The 18007-nt window shown below is 71.6% G+C and carries 14 protein-coding genes, 1 tRNA gene and 1 pseudogene; 2 read left to right on the top strand and 14 right to left on the bottom strand.

What is annotated here, in order from left to right; genetic code table 11:
* Positions 1 to 3: 3 nt before the first annotated feature.
* The 4 genes from WFI16_RS19630 to WFI16_RS19615 form a co-directional block, all read right to left on the bottom strand.
* Complete coding sequence (locus WFI16_RS19630) at positions 4 to 1566, bottom strand: ABC transporter substrate-binding protein (RefSeq protein WP_419899548.1); 1563 nt, start codon at positions 1564 to 1566, stop codon at positions 4 to 6.
* 205 nt (positions 1567 to 1771) lie between these two features.
* On the bottom strand, positions 1772 to 2770 hold the full coding sequence (locus tag WFI16_RS19625) for a DUF808 domain-containing protein (protein WP_419899547.1): 999 nt from the start codon (positions 2768 to 2770) through the stop codon (positions 1772 to 1774).
* Between the two features lie 158 nt (positions 2771 to 2928).
* A complete protein-coding gene (locus WFI16_RS19620) occupies positions 2929 to 3528 on the bottom strand; it encodes a histidine phosphatase family protein (RefSeq protein ID WP_419899546.1) in 600 nt (199 codons plus the stop codon).
* Positions 3512 to 4513, bottom strand: a complete 1002-nt coding sequence (locus tag WFI16_RS19615) for a hypothetical protein (protein ID WP_419899545.1) — start codon at positions 4511 to 4513, stop codon at positions 3512 to 3514. Before WFI16_RS19615 ends, WFI16_RS19620 begins: the two co-directional genes overlap by 17 nt.
* A gap of 148 nt (positions 4514 to 4661) precedes the next feature.
* Between WFI16_RS19615 and selD the strand changes: the two genes are divergently transcribed.
* Together selD and WFI16_RS19605 are read left to right on the top strand one after the other, a co-directional pair.
* Positions 4662 to 5705 (top strand): selenide, water dikinase SelD, encoded by a 1044-nt coding sequence (selD, locus tag WFI16_RS19610; protein ID WP_419899544.1) that lies wholly within the window; start codon positions 4662 to 4664, stop codon positions 5703 to 5705.
* A gap of 166 nt (positions 5706 to 5871) precedes the next feature.
* Positions 5872 to 6207 (top strand): hypothetical protein, encoded by a 336-nt coding sequence (locus WFI16_RS19605; RefSeq protein ID WP_419899543.1) that lies wholly within the window; start codon positions 5872 to 5874, stop codon positions 6205 to 6207.
* Positions 6208 to 6240: 33 nt separating this feature from the next.
* Here the strand turns inward: WFI16_RS19605 and WFI16_RS19600 are convergent, their stop codons facing one another.
* The 10 genes and pseudogenes from WFI16_RS19600 to WFI16_RS19555 all read right to left on the bottom strand — a co-directional run bounded on the left by WFI16_RS19600 (position 6241) and on the right by WFI16_RS19555 (position 17930).
* Positions 6241 to 6621, bottom strand: coding sequence for a hypothetical protein (locus WFI16_RS19600; protein ID WP_419899542.1), 381 nt, complete (start codon positions 6619 to 6621; stop codon positions 6241 to 6243).
* Between the two features lie 23 nt (positions 6622 to 6644).
* Positions 6645 to 6740 (bottom strand) — tRNA-Sec (locus tag WFI16_RS19595).
* A 57-nt stretch (positions 6741 to 6797) separates the two neighbouring features.
* Positions 6798 to 8669, bottom strand: a pseudogene (gene selB / locus WFI16_RS19590) (selenocysteine-specific translation elongation factor); the annotation flags it as partial.
* Complete coding sequence (locus tag WFI16_RS19585) at positions 8666 to 9466, bottom strand: tetratricopeptide repeat protein (RefSeq protein WP_419899541.1); 801 nt, start codon at positions 9464 to 9466, stop codon at positions 8666 to 8668. The gene WFI16_RS19585 and the pseudogene selB, both read right to left, overlap by 4 nt.
* Positions 9450 to 10829, bottom strand: a complete 1380-nt coding sequence (gene selA / locus WFI16_RS19580) for an L-seryl-tRNA(Sec) selenium transferase (RefSeq protein ID WP_419899540.1) — start codon at positions 10827 to 10829, stop codon at positions 9450 to 9452. The genes WFI16_RS19585 and selA overlap by 17 nt, the downstream gene beginning before the upstream one ends.
* A gap of 4 nt (positions 10830 to 10833) precedes the next feature.
* Positions 10834 to 11703: a formate dehydrogenase accessory protein FdhE gene (gene fdhE / locus WFI16_RS19575; RefSeq protein ID WP_442970709.1), complete on the bottom strand. Its 870-nt coding sequence runs from the start codon at positions 11701 to 11703 to the stop codon at positions 10834 to 10836.
* Between the two features lie 99 nt (positions 11704 to 11802).
* Positions 11803 to 12537, bottom strand: coding sequence for a formate dehydrogenase subunit gamma (locus WFI16_RS19570; RefSeq protein WP_419899538.1), 735 nt, complete (start codon positions 12535 to 12537; stop codon positions 11803 to 11805).
* Positions 12534 to 13529 carry a formate dehydrogenase subunit beta gene (gene fdxH / locus WFI16_RS19565; protein WP_442970708.1) on the bottom strand — a complete coding sequence of 332 codons (996 nt, stop codon included), beginning with the start codon at positions 13527 to 13529 and terminating at the stop codon, positions 12534 to 12536. Before fdxH ends, WFI16_RS19570 begins: the two co-directional genes overlap by 4 nt.
* Before the next feature lie 16 nt (positions 13530 to 13545).
* Positions 13546 to 16638: a formate dehydrogenase-N subunit alpha gene (gene fdnG, locus WFI16_RS19560; RefSeq protein ID WP_419899537.1), complete on the bottom strand. Its 3093-nt coding sequence runs from the start codon at positions 16636 to 16638 to the stop codon at positions 13546 to 13548.
* A 212-nt stretch (positions 16639 to 16850) separates the two neighbouring features.
* Positions 16851 to 17930 carry a transglutaminase-like domain-containing protein gene (locus tag WFI16_RS19555; protein WP_419899536.1) on the bottom strand — a complete coding sequence of 360 codons (1080 nt, stop codon included), beginning with the start codon at positions 17928 to 17930 and terminating at the stop codon, positions 16851 to 16853.
* Positions 17931 to 18007: the final 77 nt, after the last annotated feature.

Here is an 18007-nt window from a genome sequence, read left to right as displayed (position 1 = left end):
ACCCTATTTCTTCGTCACGTTCCAGAACAGCGGGATCGCCGAATTCGGCAGCCCCTCCAGCACGGCGCGATAGGCGGCGGGCTGGGCGAACTGGCCGAAGGGGATGCCCAGGCCCTGCTCATAGACGATAGCCTGGATCTGGCCGGCAATGGCGCGCTGCGCCTCGCGCGTCGGCGCCCGGGCGAAGGCCTCGTAGAGCGGCACCAGCCGCTGGTCGCACATGAAGCCGCCGGTCAGCGAGCTGGTGCAGTTGAAGGCAATCACCGAATTGGTCAGCGGCGAGGCCAGGTCGAAGCCCAGCGCATGCACGCCATAGACGCTCCAGCCCTGGCGCTGGGTGCGGCGCGCCAGCACCGAGGCCCAGTCCATCACCTGCAGGTCGACCTTGAAGCCGGCCCGCGTCAGGCGGTCGGCCAGGATCTGGCTGGAGACCTTGGGCGCCTCGAGGTCGGAGGCGGTCAGCACGATCACCGGCTCGCCGGCATATTTCGTCTGCTTCAGCGCGGCGGCTGCGGCCTCGATCGAGGGATCGGCCAGAGCCTCGGCGCCCTGCAGCGTCTCATAGGGCGAGCCGCAGATGAAGAAGGCGGCGCAGGACTGTGAATAGCGGCCATCGAGGCCGAGGCCGGCCATGACCTCGGTCTGGTTCACCAGGCGCAGCAGCACGCGGCGGATGGCCGGGTCGTTGAACGGCGGCGAGGCGGTGTTGATGCGGTAATGGCCGGTGAACATATGCGCGCCGGTGAAGTTCATCAGCCGCAGCCGGCGGTCACGCTCGATGGCGGCCAGCATGTCGAAGGGCGCGTATTGCATGTAGTCGATGTCGCCGGCCTGCAGCGCCGAATAGGCCGTGGCGCCATCGGGGATGACGCGGATGTCGAGGCCGTCGACCTTGACCACCTTGCCGCCGGCCAGGAAGTCGCTGGGCTCGGGGCGCGGCTTGTAGGCGGCGTTGCGGCGCAGATACAGGCTGTCGCCGGTGCGGTGCCGGGCGCGGTCATAGACGAAGGGGCCGGAGCCGACGATCTCCGAGACCTGGGTCGAGCCGGGCGTCGCCGCGATCCGCGCCGGCATGATGAAGGGCGTCGGCGAGGAGGTGGTGCCGAGGGTGTCGAGCACCAGGCCGTAGCGTTCCTTCAGCACCAGGATGAAGCTGTCGGGGCCGGTGGCCTCCAGCGTCTCGGTCACCGCGGCGAGGCGGCCGCCGAGGGCGCTGCGGGTGAACCAGCGCTTCAGCGAGGCGACCACGTCGGCGCCGGTGACCGGCGCGCCGTCATGGAAGGTCTGGCCCGGCCGCAGCGTGAAGCGCCAGGTCAGCCCGTCCTCGGAGGTGGTGTAGTTCTCCACCATCTGCGGCTGCATCGTGCCCTTGGAATCCGGGCCGAACAGCGTGTCGAAGACCATGTAGCCGAAGGTGCGGGTGATATAGGCGCCGGTGAAATGCGGATCGAGGGTGACGATCTCCGCCTCCAACACGATCTTCAGCGGCTCGGCGCGGGAGGGCGCGGCGGCCCCCAGACCCAGAGCCAGGGCGCCGAGCGCCAGCCAGTTACGCCATCGCATCATCGTGTCATCCCGGAATGAAATCTTCTTGGGACAAGCAAGCCCTATGCCGGGATGATTGACCAGGCGGAAAAATCACTCTGGCCGAACGGTCGTGATGGTGCCGGGCGCAAACACCGGCGAGGCGGGGCCGACGCCCGGGCGTCGCGCTCCCGGCCTGCCGGCGCGCGCGCCATCCTGGCGCGCCGGCAGGCGGCCGGCCGCCGCCTCAGTGCGGCAGGATCCGGCTGAGCACCGGCACCAGCAGCGTGCCGACGACCAGCCCGATCAGGCCGGACAGCCCGGCGGTGACCAGCCAGGCGAGGACGCCATTGCTGGTGGCATGGGCGGCGCCCTCCACCAGATGCGCCGGCAGGGTCCAGCCGAGTTCCTCGGTGCCATGCAGCAGGATGCCGCCGCCGACCCAGAGCATCGCCGCCGTGCCGATGATGGCGAGCAGCTTCAGGAAGCCCGGCATGCCGACCACCAGCCCGCGGCCCACCGCCTGGGTGACGGGGCGCAGCGCGCGATCGGCGGCGGAGGCGGGGGTGGCGTCGCCCGGCGCCGGGCGGCCGCGCAGGCCGAGCAGGGTGCCGGCGGGACGCGGATTGGCCGCCAGCGCCACGCCGACATCATCGGCCTTCACGATCAGCGCCACCCCGCCATAGACCAGCGCGGTGAGGCCGATGCCGACCAGGCCGAGGATCACCGCCTGCGCCACCACCGAGGGGGTGGTGAGGCCGGCCAGGGTCAGCGCCATGATCTCGGCCGAGAGGATGAAGTCGGTCTTGATGGCGCTCCGGACCTTCTGCTCCTCCAGCAGGGTGGCATTGGCGGGCGTCACCGCCGGGGCGGCCTTGGCCTGGTGCGGGCCGCGCAGGCTCTCGATGATCTTCTGCGCGCCCTCGTAGCAGAGGTAGAGGCCGCCCAGCATCAGCAGCGGCGTCATCGCCCAAGGCGCGAAGGCGCCGAGCAGCAGGGCGGCGGGCAGCAGGAACAGCAGCTTGTTCTTCAGCGAGCCGAGCGCGATGCGGCCGACGATGGGCAGCTCACGCGAGGCGGCGAAGCCGACGACATAGCGCGGCGTCACCGCGGCATCGTCGATGACGACGCCCAGCGCCTTGGTGCCGGCCTTGGCCGATTGCGCCGCGATATCGTCGAGCGAGGCGGCGGCGACCTTGGCGAGCGCCGCCACGTCGTCGAGCAGCGCCAGCAGGCCGACGCTCATCGCCGGCCGCTCCGGCAGGGGACAGGCAGGCGGCGGGAGAGGGTCAGGGGCAAGGTCGAAGCCTCATGCGCGGAAGAGGGAAAGCGCCATGGTCCAGGCCAGGCCGAGGAAAAGGCGGCAGGCGGCACCCGGGTTGCAGCCCGGCGGGGACGGCTGCCCTAACCGGCCTCGATCCGCCGCCAGCCCGCCACCACCCGCCGCTCCGGCAGGGCGACGGAAAAATACTGGCCGCCGCCCTCGCCGGGCTGGTCGGTGGCGCGGCTGATCGGCTGGCCGGACAGCGCGCTGAGCAGCAGGGCGCCGACGCCGCCATGCGCGATGACGGCAATGCGGCGCGCCGGGCCGGCCAGGGCCAGCACCTGCTCGATGCCGCGCAGGATGCGCGCCTGGGCATCGACCGCGCGCTCCCAGCCGCGGATGCTCTCTTCGGGATGGGCGAAGAACAAATCGGCGGTCGCCTCGAATTCGGCCCGCGGCAGGTAGCCGGTGGCCGAGCGGTCGTTCTCGCCGAGCGCCTCCAGCACCACCGGCGCCAGCCGCCGCGCGGCGCCGAGGATCGCGGCGGCGTCGCGCGCCTTCCGCTCGGCGCTGCAGAACAGCGCATCCACCGCCCGCGCCCAGGGCGCCGCGACGGCCCGCCGCATGCGGGCGCGGCCAAGCTCGGAGAGCGGCCAGTCGGGCACGGCGACGGCCGGGTCGATCAGCACCTCGGGATGGGTGACGAAATGCAGCAGCCGGGGGTCAGACGTCGCTGGCATAGGGGATGATCTCGACCGGGCGGGCGAATTCGGCGGCCAGCCGCTCGCCGAGCAGGGTCAGCCCGTCCGGCGAGGGGTCGCGGGCCAGCGTCAGCACCGGCGGCAGCCAGCCGGGGCGGGCGGCGCTGAGGCGCGCCAGCAGCGTCGCGCCGCCGGCGCCCTTGGCGGGCAGCAGCCGCTCGACGGCGAAGCCCTCGATGCGCCCGGTCGGCACCAGGCAGAACTGGCCCTGGCAGAAGATCAGCGCCTCGGTCGCCGGGCCGCGGGCGAGCTGGCCGAGCCAGGGCCGCATCGCCGGCTCGGGCTCGCGCGCGAATTCCAGCAGCATCTCGGCCGCCGGGCGGCGCGCCAGCGCCTCCAGGCTCGGCGCCGGGCGGGAGGGGTTCTCGGCCAGCGGCACGGCATGGGCCAGCCATTCGCGCTCCTGCGCCGAGAGGCGGCGGCGGAAGCCGGTCTCGATGGCGATGTGGCAGGCCTGGCGCAGCCGCGGCTCGTGCTGATGCGCCGGGTTGGGCTCGCGATGCGCGGCCTGCGGCCAGGTGGTCAGGGTCAGGGCGGCGGCGCCCTCCCGCCATTCGGCGCGCAGCACGCCGCCGCTCTCGACCACCGCCACCGGGCCGAGATGCGGCGCCAGCGCGGCGACCACGGCGCGGATATTCGCGGCGGGATCGGCCGACAGCCAGGCGACCGAGGAGAAGCTGACCGGCGGCAGGTCCGGCGGCGCGTCGTGCCAGACGGCGGTGCCGAGCGGCCAGAGCAGGCCCGGCACCAGCGGCCGCACGGTCGGCGGGGCGATGACCGTCTGGGTGAAGGCCGGGTGCGGCGCGGTGCCGTGGCGCTCGGCCAGCCGGCCGCGCGGCAGGCGCCAGGGCAGGCCGATGGCGTCCAGCAGGTCGTGGATGCGGTTGCCCTCGCCCGCCGCCGCCGGCCGCGGCGATGCGGGCGCCGCCGCCTCCGCCCGGGGGCGGCGCAGCCAGCTCAGCATGGCGGGCGGGTCGCGAGGATCATCCCCGCCATGTAACCATGCGGGCCAGGCTTTCGCCACCCAAGGGCTTTCGCCACCTGGGGGCTTTTCGCCAGCGCGCCACGCCGCCATCTTCGCAGCCAACGCAGAAGGTGGAGGGAGAGCGGAGATGGATGCGATGCCGCGGCTGACGGAACTGGCGCATGGCGGCGGCTGCGGCTGCAAGCTGGCGCCGGCGGTGCTGCAGGGCCTGCTGGCGGGCCAGCCGCAGGCCGGCCCCTTCGCCCAGCTGCTGGTCGGCGCCGAGACCAGCGACGATGCCGCCGTCTGGCAGGTCAATGACGAGCTGGCGGTGATGGCCACCACCGACTTCTTCATGCCGATGGTCGACGATCCGACCGATTTCGGCCGCATCGCCGCGACCAACGCCATCTCCGACATCTATGCCATGGGCGGCAAGCCGATCATGGCGCTGGCCATCCTCGGCATGCCGCTGGGCAAGCTCGCGCCGGAGCAGGTGCGCAAGATCCTGGCCGGCGGCGCCGCGATCTGCGCCGAGGCCGGTATCCCGGTGGCCGGCGGCCATTCGATCGACAGCCCCGAGCCGATCTACGGCCTGGCGGTGATCGGCCTCGGCCATCCGGCGCAGGTGCGGCGCAACACCATGGCGCGCCCCGGCGATGCGCTGATCCTGACCAAGGCGCTGGGCGTCGGCGTCTATTCCGCCGCGATCAAGAAGGGCCGGCTGCCCGAGGGCGGCTATGCCGAGATGATCGCCTCGACGACGCAGCTGAACCGGGTCGGCGCCAGCCTGGCGGCCGAGAGCGCGGTGCACGGCATCACCGATGTCACCGGCTTCGGCATCCTGGGCCATGGGCTGGAGCTGGCGCGCGGCTCGGGGGCGCGGCTGGAGATCGAGGCGGCCGCCCTGCCGCTGCTCGGCCAGGCGGAGGCGCTGGCCCAGGCCGGCTTCATCACCGGCGCCTCGCACCGCAACTGGGAGAGCTACGGCGCGGCGATCACCCTGCCGCAGGACTGCCCGGACTGGCGCCGGCTGCTGCTGGCCGATCCGCAGACCTCGGGCGGGCTGCTGCTCAGCGTGGCGCCGGAAGCCGCCGGGTCGGTGCTGGACCGCGTCCGCGCCGAGGGTTTTTCCCGCGCCGCCATCATCGGCCGCGTCGTGGACGGCGCGCCGGGCGTCACGATACTTTAGGAACGGCGGCTTACAGGAGGCGGCGGCCGCCGGGCATCAGGCCGACCGGGATGACGCCCACCGGGATGATGCCCACCGGGATGATGCCGGGCGGGATTCAGGCCCGGCGGCGCGCAACCCCGGCCGCCGCGGCCGGCTTGTGCAACAGCAGCAGGGAGGCAGGACGATGCGACGGGCGAAGCTGATCACGGCGCTGGCAGGGCTGGCCATGGCATCGGTCGCGGTGCCGGCGGCCTGGGCGCAGGGCCGGCCGCAGCCGGCGGCACCGGCGAGCCAGACGGGCTGCGCGGCCAGCAACCAGGCGGCGCCGGCCACCGCGCCGCAGCCGGGCAAGGATGGCACGGCGCCGGGCAATGCGGGCTCGACCGGCTGGAGCGGCGGCACCGGCGGCTCCTATATCGGCACCAATCCGCAGGGCAACGGGCAGCAGTCGGCGACCTGGCAGCCGCCCACCGCGCGCGGGCTCGACCCGCTGAAGCCACGCACCGAACGGGCCTGCTGATCTTTCAGGAACAACGGCTTGCGGTGCGGCGCTTCAGTGGCGCCGCACCTCTTCGAGCTGCAGTGTCAGCCCGTCTGCATTGAAGAAATAGCCGTCACGGACCAGGCTGCGATCCTCGTGCAGCTTGGCGGTCAGCGCCGCCAGCCGCGCGCGCGCGGTGTCGTCCGGCACCAGCCCCTCGCGCCCGGCGCGGTAGAAGACGACGCCGTCCCAGGCGACGCCAGCGCCGATGAACAGGCGCTTCATCTCCGGCCAGCGGGTCTCGTTGCCCAGCACGTGAAGCCAGGCGGCGCGCCGTGGCTCCACCGTGCTCTCGCCGATGCCGAGCAGCACGAAGAGCATGGTGAAGTCGCCGGCCTCGGCATGGGTCGCGATGATCCAGTCGTCGAAATCGGTCTCGGCGGGAAGGGTCATGCGCGGGCGTCCGGCGAAGGGGATGGCGGAAGAGAATGGGAGTCGAACCCACCCGGGACAGTCTCGCTGCCCCACCCGGATTTGAAGTCCGGACGCCCCACCGGGGACGATTCTCTTCCATCTCCCGGCAATGGACCGAACAGGTCCAGCCGATGCGGATTGATGCGCCGGAGATCGCCGCGGCGCAAGGTCACACCCTGCCGGTCGAAGAAATCCAGGATCTGGATGGCGACCTTGCGGCCATTGTCCATGCGGTCGCGGAAGGCGGCGGCGGTGAACCAGCCACCCTCCGCCTGCGCGCTGCAATCGATCGCCAGCCCCACCATCTCCCGCGTCGTGGCGCGCAGGAAGAAATGGTCATGCGCGATCTGGTCGATGCGGCCCTGGCGGGCGCAGGCCTTCAGCAGGCGGCGCATCTCGGGCTCGGGGATGCCCAGCTTGCCCGCGAAGTCGCGGGTGCGCGGCGGGCGGAAGCGCGCCTCGCCGGCCAGCTCCGGCGCCACCTTGTCCCAGATCGCCTCGTCGGCCGGATCGAGGCGGAGCTCGTGGCCGGGCAGCCGCAGGAAGGACCCCTCGGCCACCAGCACCCCCGCCGCGGCCAGCCGGTCGAGGGCGACCCGGAAGGCGGGCGCCGGCAGGCGCGGTGTGGCCAGCAGCCGCAGCCGCTCGCGGCCCAGGCCCTGCTGATCGGGATGTTCCTCGTGATGTGCCGCCAGCGTCGCGGCGATGCCATCCGAGAAGGCGGCCCAGCGCGCGGCGGAGAGGGCGTGGAGCAGCCCGCCGGCCTCCAGGGTGACGACATCCCGGTCCGCGATCAGCGCGGCGGCTTCGGCGGCGCCCAGCGCCTGGTCGCGGGCGAAGCCCTGCGCCTCGACCAGGAAGGGCGGCAGGTCGAGCAGGGCGGCGAAGCGCTGGCCGGGCGCCGGCCGCGCCAGCGCGCCCAGCACCGCCAGCCGCTCTGCCGTGCCGCGCTTGCGCGCCGGCGGGCGCAGATCGACGAAGACGCCGCCGCCGAGGGTGCGCTGGGCGGAGACGTCGCGCAGCACGAAGCGGTCGCCGGCGGCAGCCGCGATCGGCCGGTCGAGCACCAGCTGCACCCAGCCGGCCTCGCCCGGCGCCAGCGGCCCTTCCAGCGGCACCAGCCGGGCGCCGACCTCGTTGCTGCCGGCATGCAGCCGGGCCGGGAACCAGGTGCCGAGCGGCTTCGCCTCGCCCGGCAGCACACGGCAGCGGGCATCGATCCGATCGGTCGGTGCGTGCAGGGCCGGGGCCAGCACCATGTCGCCGCGGGCGATGGCCTCCTTGCTGATCGCCTCGCCGGCGAGGTTCAGGGCGCAGCGCTGCCCGGCCAGCCCCTCGGTCGCCGGGCGGTTCTGCGCGTGGATCGAGCGCACCCGCGCGGTGAGCCCATCCGGGCTGACGGTGACCGTGTCGCCCAGCGCCACCCGGCCCGACAGCACCGTCCCCGTCACCACCGTGCCGGCACCCGAGAGGGAGAAGCTGCGGTCGACCGCCAGGCGGAAGGCACCGGAGGCGGCGCGCGCCGCCGTCTCCGCCGCCGCCCGCTGCAGCGCCGCCTTCAGCGCCGCGATGTTCTCGCCGCTGCGGGCGGAGACCGGCAGGATCGGCGTGCCCTCCAGCCCCGTCCCCGCCAGCAGGGCGCGGATCTCGCCCGTGACCGCGTCGCGGCGGGCGGCATCGGCCAGGTCGGCCTTGCTCAGCGCCACCAGCCCGCGGGTCAGGCCGAGCAGGTCGAGGATCGCCAGATGCTCGCGCGTCTGCGGCATGACGCCGTCATCGGCGGCGACGACCAGCAGCGCGAAATCGATGCCGCCGGCGCCGGCCAGCATGGTGTGGACGAAGCGCTCATGGCCGGGGACATCGACGAAGCCCAGCGTTCCCGTCTCGCCCGGCAGATAGGCGAAGCCGAGATCGACGGTGATGCCGCGCGCCTTCTCCTCCTTCAGCCGGTCGGTGTCGACGCCGGTCAGCGCCTTCACCAGCGCCGTCTTGCCATGGTCGATATGGCCGGCGGTGCCGATGATCATGCGGGGGTCTCCGGAAGCGGTGCGGGGGCCGGCGAGATCCGGGCCGCCGCGGCCGCGGCCGCCTGGGCCTCGGGGGTGAGGGCGGCGCGGACCGCGGCGAGGAAGGGCTGGGCCAGGGCGCTGCCGCCGGCCTCGGCGCGCAGCAGCCATGGCAGCGCCAGCGCGGGGTCGCGCGGCACGCCGGCGCCGAGCTGGTGCGCCGCGCCCAGCATGGCGGCGCCATCGGCATCGCCGCGGGTCGCGCCGGCCCGCCACCAGGCGGCGGCGAGCGCCACGTCGCGCTCCACCCCCAGGGCGTGGTGGTGCAGCATGCCGATCCGCGTCATGGCGGCGGCGACGCCGGCCCGTGCCGCCGGGATCGCCCAGCGCAGCGCCTCGCCCGGGTTGGCGGGCAGAAGATCATCCTCCAGCAGCAGCCAGCTCAGCATGTCCTGCGCCAGGGCGTCGCCCTGTTCGGCGGCGGCGCGGTAGAGCTGCTGCGCCCGGCCCGGATCGGCGGCGATGTCGCCGCCGCCCTGCAGGTAGAGCGCGGCCAGGTTGCGCTGCCCCGCCGCATGGCCGGCGGCGGCCGAGAGCTGCAGCCAGCGCTCGGCCAGCGCGGGGTCGCGGGCGACGCCCAGGCCCTCGGCGAAGCAGGCGCCGATATTGGCCTGGGCGCGCGCATCGCCGGCCCGCGCCAGCGGCTCCCACAGCGCCAGCGCCGTGGCGTGATCGCCGGCGCGGAAGGCGGCCAGCGCCTCCGCCATCGGGTCGGCGGCCGCGGCGCGTGGCCGCAGGCGCTCAAGCCAGCGCAGCATGGTCCAGCGCCGCGAGGTTCTCGACGAAGGCCGCCTCCTCCGTCAGGCAGCGCAGGTCGAGCAGCAGCGCCCCCTCCTGCAGCCGCCCGACCACCGGCCGCGGCAGGTCGCGCAGCGCCGCCTGCAGCGCCTCCAGCGCGCGGCCGCCGGGGGCAGTGATGCGCAGCGCGAAGCTCGGCAGCGTCTCCAGCGGCAGGGCGCCAGAGCCGATCTGGCTGCGGCATTCTTCGGCCTGTGCCGTGAAGCCGGCGGGCAGCCTTTCCGCCACCCGCGGCGCCAGGCGACGGGCCTGCGCCTCGATCGCCGGCTGCGGCCGGGCCAGCAGCGCCAGGGTCGGCAGCCGCTCGGCCAGCCGGTCGGGATCGCGGTAGAGGCGCAGCGTCGCCTCCAGCGCCGCCAGCCGGATCTTGTCGAGCCGCAGCGCCCGCTTCATCGGGTTGCGGTTGATGGCGGCGACCAGCTCGCGCCGGCCGACGATGAAGCCCGCCTGCGGCCCGCCCAGCAGCTTGTCGCCGGAGAAGGTGACCAGATCGGCGCCCTCGGCCACCGCGTCGCGCACGGTGGGCTCCCGCGACAGGCCGTAGCGCGACAGATCGACCAGCGTGCCGGAGCCCAGATCGTTCAGCAGCGGCACCTTCTTGTCAGTGGCGATCCTGGCCAGCGCGCTGCCGGAGACCTCGGCGGTGAAGCCCTCGATCCGGTAGTTCGAGGTATGCACCTTCAGGATCAGCCCGGTCTCCGCGGTGATCGCGCCGAGATAGTCCTTCGGATGGGTGCGGTTGGTGGTGCCGACCTCGACCAGCCGGACGCCGGCGCGGGCCATGATGTCGGGCATGCGGAAGGCGCCGCCGATCTCGATCAGCTCGCCGCGCGAGACCACCGCCTCGCGCCCGGCGCCCAGCGTGTTCAGCGCGATCAGCACGGCGGCGGCATTGTTGTTGACCACCGTCGCATCCTCGGCGCCGGTCAGCTCGCAGAGCAGCCCGCGCAGGTGCGAATCCCGCTCGCCGCGGCGGCCGGTCGCCAGGTCGAATTCCAGCGCCACGGCGTCGCGCATGGCCGCCGTCGCCGCCTCGATCGCCGCCTCGGCCAGCAGGGCGCGGCCGAGATTGGTGTGCAGCACCGTGCCCGTCAGGTTGAACAGCGGCCGCAGCCCGGGCCGCGTCGTCCGGTCCAGCTGCGCCCTGGCGGCGGCGATCAGCGCCGCGCTGTCGGGCAGCGGATCGGGGCGTTCGGCGCGGATCTCTTTCAGTGTGTCGCGCAGGGCCTGGGTGGTCGCGGCGCGGCCATGCGCCTCGATCAGCGAGGCGGCCTCGCCCAGCAGGCGGTCGACCGAGGGCAGGGCGCGCAGATCGGCCGACACGGCCTCAATACCCGACCAGGAAGGGATCGAAGCCGGCGCGGCGATAGCCCGTCTGCTGCATCATCAGGTCGAGGCCGAGGCTGGCCACGTCGTCGGCCACCGTCTCCAGCGAGGGGTTCTTGTCCTGGTAGAAGATCTTCACCCAGGACTGGCAGCTGTCGCAGCACTCGGCCTTGACCACCGGCATCTCCTCGCCCTCCGGCGACTGGTAGCCGACGCCCTTGGTGCTGCCGCAGGCCAGGCACTTGATGCGCACCTCGTTCCACTGGCTGTTGCAGCAGGCGCAGGCGGCATAGCGCGCGCCCTCGGCGCCCTGGCGGCCGACCACCATCGAGGCGACCGGCGGCCCGCCGCAGACCGGGCAGACACCGGTCGCCAGCGGCAGCAGCGCCTTGGCGTCCAGCGCCGCGGCGGCGCGCGCCATATGCACCTGCATGGCGGCGGCCAGGAACAGATGCTGCGGCAGGGCCTCGGCCGGCATCGCATCCGCCAGCACATTCGCCAGCATCTTTTTCAGGTCTGCGCCGTCGTTGCGGCGCAGCTCGTCGAGCCCAGCGGCCGCCGGCGCGGGCATCTCCAGGTCGCGGATGGCGTCGAGGAAACGACGTGCCGTCTCCGCCAGCACCGGGTCCCCGGCGATGGCCGCCCGGTCCAGCGGCGGCATGGCGTTGTCGCGCGCCCGCTGCAGCTGCTCGGTCGGCGGCGGCGCCAGGGGCGGCAGGTCGGCGGCCAGCGCGGCCTGGGCGTCGCAGAGCCCGGCCAGGAAGCCGAGATAGGGCGCCAGGTCGTGGCCCTGCGCCAGCACCCGGAAGCGCGCCGCCCGCGCCGCGAAGAGCGGCGCCGGGTCGGGCACCAGGCAGAAAGCCGGTTTCACCAGCCGCCCGATCATCGACGGATCGGGCTGTATCCCTTGGAATCCAGACATGCTCACCTCGCGGGCCGCACCGGCCACGCCCTGTTGCGGTGGCCCGGCCTATTCGGCCGGACCGCTCTTGCGCGTCTCGGCCCGGCGCAGCCCGGCCAGTTCGCGCAGCCATTTGCGATGGTGCCGCCAGGCCCAGCCGCCGGTGACGGTGCCGCGGGTCATGGCGCGCAGCGTGCCGCGGGTCCAGATCGCCGCATAGACGTGCAGGATGAAGATGCAGATGATCAGCACCGCCGCGATGGAATGCGCCAGCACGGCGACACGGCGCAGCGGGATGCCGAAGTAGTCGGCGAAATACTGCTCCCAGATCATCACGCCAGTGGCGATCAGCAGCAGGATCAGTGCCGCCATGCCCCAGAAGATGAACTTCTGGCCGGCATTGTACTTGCCGAGCTCCGGCAGCTTCTCCTCATGCCCGCCGACGACGTCCTTGATCCGCGACAGCCAGATGGCATCGACCTTCTCCGGCAGGTTGGCCCGCCAGAGCTGCAGGAACAGCACGAAGAAGCTGACGAAGAGCAGCACGCCGATCCAGGGATGCAGCGCCCGCGTGTTCTGCCCGCCGCCGAACAGCGCGGTCAGGAAGAACAGCGACGGGGTGAACAGCGCCAGGCCGGAAACCGCCAGCAGGATCAGGCTGCCGGCGGTGATCCAGTGGTTCAGCCGCGTGGCCGCGCCATAGCGGCTGACGGTGACAGGCTTGCCCGGTTCCACCGCGTCGCCGGGCTGGGCATAGACCAGCCGCGGCTTGGCCGGGGGCTTGCCGGCGGTGCTGCTGCTCATGGGCGGGGTTCCGGTCCGGGGGGCGGGGCGGAGCCGCTGTCATCGACCAGGCGCTCCGCCGCTTCCTCCTCCTCGCGCGAGACGCGGTTGGCACGGCCGAAGACGCCATGGATCACGCTGCCCACCGCCATGAAGCCCATGGCGGCGATGCCGACATACTTGGTCACGCCCTTCCAGCTCTGCACCAGCGGCGAGATGGCGGGATTGGCCGGCAGGTTGGCATAGATCTGCGGCTTGTCGGCATGGTGCAGCACATACATCACATGCGTGCCGCCGACGCCCGGCGGGTCGTAGAGCCCGGCCTGGGTATAGCCGCGCGACTTCAGGTCGGCGATGCGGCCCTCGGCATGCTTCTTCATGTCCTCCTTGGTGCCGAAGACGATGGCCTGGGTCGGGCAGGCCTTGGCGCAGGCCGGGCCCTGGCCCACCGCCACGCGGTCGGAGCAGAGGGTGCACTTGTAGGAGCGGTGATCGGCCTTGGAGATGCGCGGGATGTTGAACGGGCACCCCTTCACGCAATAGCCGCAGCCGATGCAGTTCTCGTGGATGAAATCCACGATGCCGTTGGAATACTGCACGATGGCGCCGGGCGCCGGGCAGGCCTTCAGGCAGCCCGGATCGGCGCAATGCATGCAGCCATCCTTGCGGATCAGCCATTCCAGGCTGTCGGTCGCCGGGTTCACCCATTCCGTGAAGCGCATCAGGGTGAACATGTTCTCGGTCAGGTCATGCGGGTTCTCGTAGACGCCCACATTCTCGCCGATGCCGGGGGTGGTGTCGTTCCACTCGATGCAGGCCGACTGGCAGGCCTTGCAGCCGATGCATTTCGACACGTCGATCAGCTTGGCCACCGGCGTCAGCTGCCGGGTCGGCGGCGGCAGGTCGCTGGTGGCCGAGCGACGGATCACGTCGCCGGCCCCCAGATTGCTGGCCATGGGCTGCACCGGCGGGTTGCTGACCGCGGTGCGCGGGCTGTCGGGTCCGTTGGCCATGCTCATGCCACCTCCCTCACGCCACGACCCCGCCCTTGGGGGCGGTGCTCGGCTCGATATTGACCAGGAAGGCCTTGTAGCCCGGCGTCTCGATATTCGCCTCGCCCACGAAGGGGCTCAGCGAATTCGGGCCGAAGCCCTTCTTCGCCGCGCCGACGAAGCCCCAGTGCAGCGGGATGCCGATGACATGCACGGTCTTGCCGTCGCAGATCAGCGGCCGGATCCGCTTGGTGACCACGGCCTTGGCGCGGACCTCGCCGCGCTTCGACCAGACGCGCACCCAGCTGCCGCCGGCGATGCCCTTCTCCCGCGCCAGCTCCTCGGAGAGCTCGACGAAGAATTCCGGCTGCAGCGCCGCATTCACCCGGTTGTGCTTGGTCCAGTAGTGGAAGTGCTCGGTCAGGCGGTAGGAGGTCGCCGCATAGGGGAACTCGTCGGACGTCCCGAACTGCGCCACGTCACTGGCGAAAATGCGGCCGACGGGATTGCCGCGCATTTTCGGGTTGAACGGGTTGGCGATCGGGCTTTCGAAGGGCTCCATATGCGCCGGGAAGGGGCCGTCGCGCAGCATGCCGCGGGCGAAGAGGCGCGAGGTGCCTTCCTGGTTCATGATGAAGGGCATGACGTCGCGCGGCTTCGCGGTCGGCGCGATATCCGGCACGTCATAGCCCGTCCACTTGGTGCCGTCCCATTCCAGCAGCTTGCGGGACGGATCCCAGGGCTTGCCGTCGAGATCGGCCGAGGCGCGGTTGTACAAGGTGCGCCGGTTCAGCGGCCAGGCGAAGGTCCAGTTCGGATGGGCCCCCGTGTTGTCCGGGTCGTGGTTGTCCCGGCGCGCCATGTTGTTGCCGGCCTCGTTGAAGCAGCCGGAATAGATCCAGCAGCCGCACATGGTCGAGCCGTCGTCGCGCAGCTGGGAGAAGTTCACCACCTGCTTGCCGGCGGCCACCAGCACCTTGGACGGGTCCGCCGGGTCGCGCAGGTCGGTCAGCGCGCGACCATTGATTTCCTTCGCCAGCTCCTCCGGCTCCGGCTCGCCGGGATTGTGGTACTCCCAGGAGAGGTTGAGGATCGGGTCGGGGAAGGCGCCGCCCTCCTTGCGGTAGAGCTCGCGCATCCGCAGGAAGATCTGCGCCATGATCCAGGTATCGGCCTTGGCCTCGCCGGGCGGGGTCGCCGCCGGCCAGAACCATTGCAGCCAGCGGCCCGAATTGGTCAGCGAGCCCTGGTCCTCGGCGAAGCAGACGGTCGGCAGCTGGAACACCTCGGTCTGGATCGCCTTGGTGTCGACGTCGTTGTAGTCGCCATGGTTCTCCCAGAAGCGGGCGGTCTCCGTCTCCAGCGGGTCCATGGTGATCAGGAACTTCAGCCGCGACAGGCCGGCCGTCACCTTGCCCCGGTTGGGGAAGGCGAGCAGCGGGTTGAAGCCCTGGCAGATATAGCCGTTCACCTTGCCCTGGTTCATCAGCTCGAACATGCGCAGGATGTCGTAGGCCGGCACGTCGAGCTTGGGCAGGTAGTGGTAGCACCAGTCGTTCTCGGCCGTGGCGGCGTCGCCCCACATGGCCTTCTGGAAGCTGACCATGAACTTCGAGTAGTTCTGCCAGTAGCTGGTCTGCCCCGGGCGCAGCGGGCGGAACTGCCGCGTCGCCATGTAGGTCTTGTAGTCGGTCTCCCGCTCGGTCGGCATGTTCAGATAGCCGGTGAGCAGGTGCGACATCAGGCCGAGATCGGTCAGGCCCTGGATGTTGGAATGCCCGCGCAGCGCGTTCATGCCGCCGCCGCGCACGCCGATATTGCCCAGGATCAGCTGCAGCATGGCCATGGCGCGGATGTTCTGCGCGCCATGCGAGTGCTGCGTCCAGCCCAGCGCATACATCGAGGTCATCGTCTTGGTCGGCGACGAGCACTCGGCGATCATCCCCGCGATCTGCAGGAATTTCTGCCGCGGCGTGCCGCAGATCCGCTCCACCATCTCCGGCGTATAGGCGGCGACGTGCTGCTTCAGCAGGTTCCAGACGCAGCGCGGATGCGTGAGCGTCGGGTCGACCTTGGCGAAGCCGTCCTCGCCCATCTCGTAGTCCCAGGACGAGCGGTCATAGTCGCGCTTCTCCTCGTCATAGCCCGAGAAGAGACCGTCGGCGTAGGAGAAGCCCTCCTTCACGATGAAGGCGGCGTTGGTATAGGCCTTGGTATACTCCCACTGCACCTTGTCGTTCTGAATGCAGTAGTTGATCACGCCGTTCAGGAAGGCGATGTCCGACCCCTGGCGGATCGGCGCATAGACGTCCGACACCGAGGCCGTGCGGGTATAGCGCGGATCGACGACGATCAGCTTGGCGCCGCGATGCGCCTTGGCCTCCGTGACCCACTTGAAGCCGCAAGGATGCGCTTCCGCCGCATTGCCGCCCATGACGACAACGAGGTCGGTGTTCTTGATATCGGTCCAGGCATTCGTCATCGCACCACGACCAAAACTCGGGCCCAAACTGGACACCGTGGGGCCGTGTCAGACGCGCGCCTGGTTATCGAATCCGACGATCCCGAGGGTCTTCGCCACCTTGAAGGTGGTCCAGGCCGTCTCGTTGGTGGTGGCGGAGGCGGCCAGCATGCCGGTGGTCGCCCAGCGGTTCACCGGGACGCCCGCGGCATTGGTCGCCAGGAAATTGGCGTCGCGATCGTCCTTCATCAGCCGCGCGATGCGATCCAGCGCGGCGTCCCAGGAGATCGGCTCGAACTTGTCGGAGCCCGGCTTGCGGTGCATCGGCTGGCGCAGCCGCGTCTCGGCCCGGACGAAATCCTTCAGCGCCGCGCCCTTGGGGCAGAGGGTGCCGAGATTGGTCGGGTGGTCGGCATCGCCCTCGACATGCACCAGCTCGGCGCGCTCGCCCTTCCGCACGTCACCCTTGGAATAGAGGATGACGCCGCAGGCGACCGAGCAATAGGTGCAGGTGTTGCGCGTCTCCGTGGTGCTGGCCAGTTTCATCGGCCGCACATGGGCGATGACCGCGGCTTCGGCGCTGCCGAACCCCATCGCCCCCAGAGATGTCGCCGCAACACCCGCGCCCGCGGCTTTCATGAAGCCGCGCCGCGAGAGTTCCATATTCATATGGCCCTCCCTCATCGGAGCATATCGCAGAAGAACAAGGCACAGTTGTCAACCGCGCCCGGCAAAGTCAAGCAGCAAGCCGGCGAAGTGTCCCCGGCGCCCCGCCCGCAAAGGCATGGCGCCGGGACTTGTTTGCGACTAAGTCGCATTTGTCGCCCGGCGCCGCATTCTTGTGCGGCGCAGTCCTGGATCAGATTGCGCCGCAACCGTCTTCACGCCGTTAATTCCCGCGCCGAAATGGCGTAGCGGAAGCTGGCCGGGTCGAGGCAGTCGGGCTGCCCGGCCGGGGTGAAGGCGCAAGGATACATCAGGAAGGCGAAGTTCGGCTTCTGCGCCCCGAGCGCCTCCGGCAGCACGATGTCGGTCGCGCTGTTGAAGCCGATCCAGTTCATCTCCCAATGCCCGAACAGCCGGTCGCGCAGCGCCCGGATCTCCGGGCTGTCGACCGCCAGCTTGTGGTCCAGCACCACCTTGCGCACATAGGCCGGGTCGACCGGGAACCAGCCTTCCTGCTCCAGATAGACCTCGGTGCGGCAATGCTGCGCCTTGGAGATATCGGTGCTGGTGGCGCCCAGCGTGCGGAACTGGCCGGAGGCGGCGGTGCGGATGCCATAGACATCGCGCGCCGGGAAGCCGGCGGCGCGCGCCAGCCCGGTCATCAGCCCGTTGATGTCGGCGCATTTGCCGGAGAGGTTGCCGCTCTCCAGCATGCCGCGCACATCGCCCAGGCCGCAGCCCGGCGTCTCCGGGTTGCGCGCCGTGTTGTCGACCACCCAGTCATACAGGGCGCGCAGCCGGGCACGCGGCTCGCGGATGCCGGCGGTGATGCGGTCGGCGGTGGCCTTGACGATGCCGTCAACCGGCACGCTCTCGGTCGGCTCCAGCCAGAAGGCGCGCTCGGCCCGGGTGGCGGCGAGGCCCGAGGCGGCGCCGTCGCGGTCGCGGGTGGCCACCGTCTGCACCAGCGACAGGCGGCGCGGCCCGGCCTGATCGGCAGCCCAGTCCAGCTTCAGCAGCGCGGCGCCATAGCGCTCGTCGCGGACGATGCCGCCCCGCGCCGCGCTCTGCCAGCGCAGGTCCAGCCCGGCCTGGTAGCCGCCGGCGGTCTGCGCCAGCGGCAGCCAGAGCTGCGCCGGACCCGGCGTCTCCGGCAGGGTGACCTCGGTGGTGAGCTCGAAGCGGCGCCAGCCGGCAGGAAGGCTGGCCTGCGCCGCGGCAGGGCGGGCGAGGGAGCCGAGGGCCAGCCCGGCCGGCAGGGCGGCGAGGCTGGAGAGAAGGGCGCGGCGCTGCATGACGGGGCCTCGTGCGAAACGGACAGGGGCGGCGGCACCGCCGGGCAGGGCGTGTCTTGTGCCACGATACGGAAAAA

The organism is Roseomonas sp. USHLN139 (assembly GCF_037145735.1).
Classification (GTDB): domain Bacteria; phylum Pseudomonadota; class Alphaproteobacteria; order Acetobacterales; family Acetobacteraceae; genus Pseudoroseomonas.
Note: the sequence above shows the minus strand (reverse complement) of the source record. Positions and strands in the feature narration are given on the sequence as shown.

What these genes read in the sequence shown, in the direction of transcription:
- WFI16_RS19585 (WP_419899541.1), bottom strand. Translation starts at nt 9,466, where the DNA reads ATGCTGCGCTGGCTTGAGCGCCTGCGGCCACGCGCCGCGGCCGCCGAC.
- WFI16_RS19630 (WP_419899548.1), bottom strand. Translation starts at nt 1,566, where the DNA reads ATGATGCGATGGCGTAACTGGCTGGCGCTCGGCGCCCTGGCTCTGGGT.
- WFI16_RS19605 (WP_419899543.1), top strand. Translation starts at nt 5,872, where the DNA reads ATGCGACGGGCGAAGCTGATCACGGCGCTGGCAGGGCTGGCCATGGCA.
- WFI16_RS19625 (WP_419899547.1), bottom strand. Translation starts at nt 2,770, where the DNA reads ATGAGCGTCGGCCTGCTGGCGCTGCTCGACGACGTGGCGGCGCTCGCC.
- WFI16_RS19600 (WP_419899542.1), bottom strand. Translation starts at nt 6,621, where the DNA reads ATGACCCTTCCCGCCGAGACCGATTTCGACGACTGGATCATCGCGACC.
- WFI16_RS19570 (WP_419899538.1), bottom strand. Translation starts at nt 12,537, where the DNA reads ATGAGCAGCAGCACCGCCGGCAAGCCCCCGGCCAAGCCGCGGCTGGTC.
- WFI16_RS19620 (WP_419899546.1), bottom strand. Translation starts at nt 3,528, where the DNA reads ATGCCAGCGACGTCTGACCCCCGGCTGCTGCATTTCGTCACCCATCCC.
- selD (WP_419899544.1), top strand. Translation starts at nt 4,662, where the DNA reads ATGGATGCGATGCCGCGGCTGACGGAACTGGCGCATGGCGGCGGCTGC.
- WFI16_RS19555 (WP_419899536.1), bottom strand. Translation starts at nt 17,930, where the DNA reads ATGCAGCGCCGCGCCCTTCTCTCCAGCCTCGCCGCCCTGCCGGCCGGG.
- WFI16_RS19615 (WP_419899545.1), bottom strand. Translation starts at nt 4,513, where the DNA reads ATGCTGAGCTGGCTGCGCCGCCCCCGGGCGGAGGCGGCGGCGCCCGCA.
- fdxH (WP_442970708.1), bottom strand. Translation starts at nt 13,529, where the DNA reads ATGGCCAACGGACCCGACAGCCCGCGCACCGCGGTCAGCAACCCGCCG.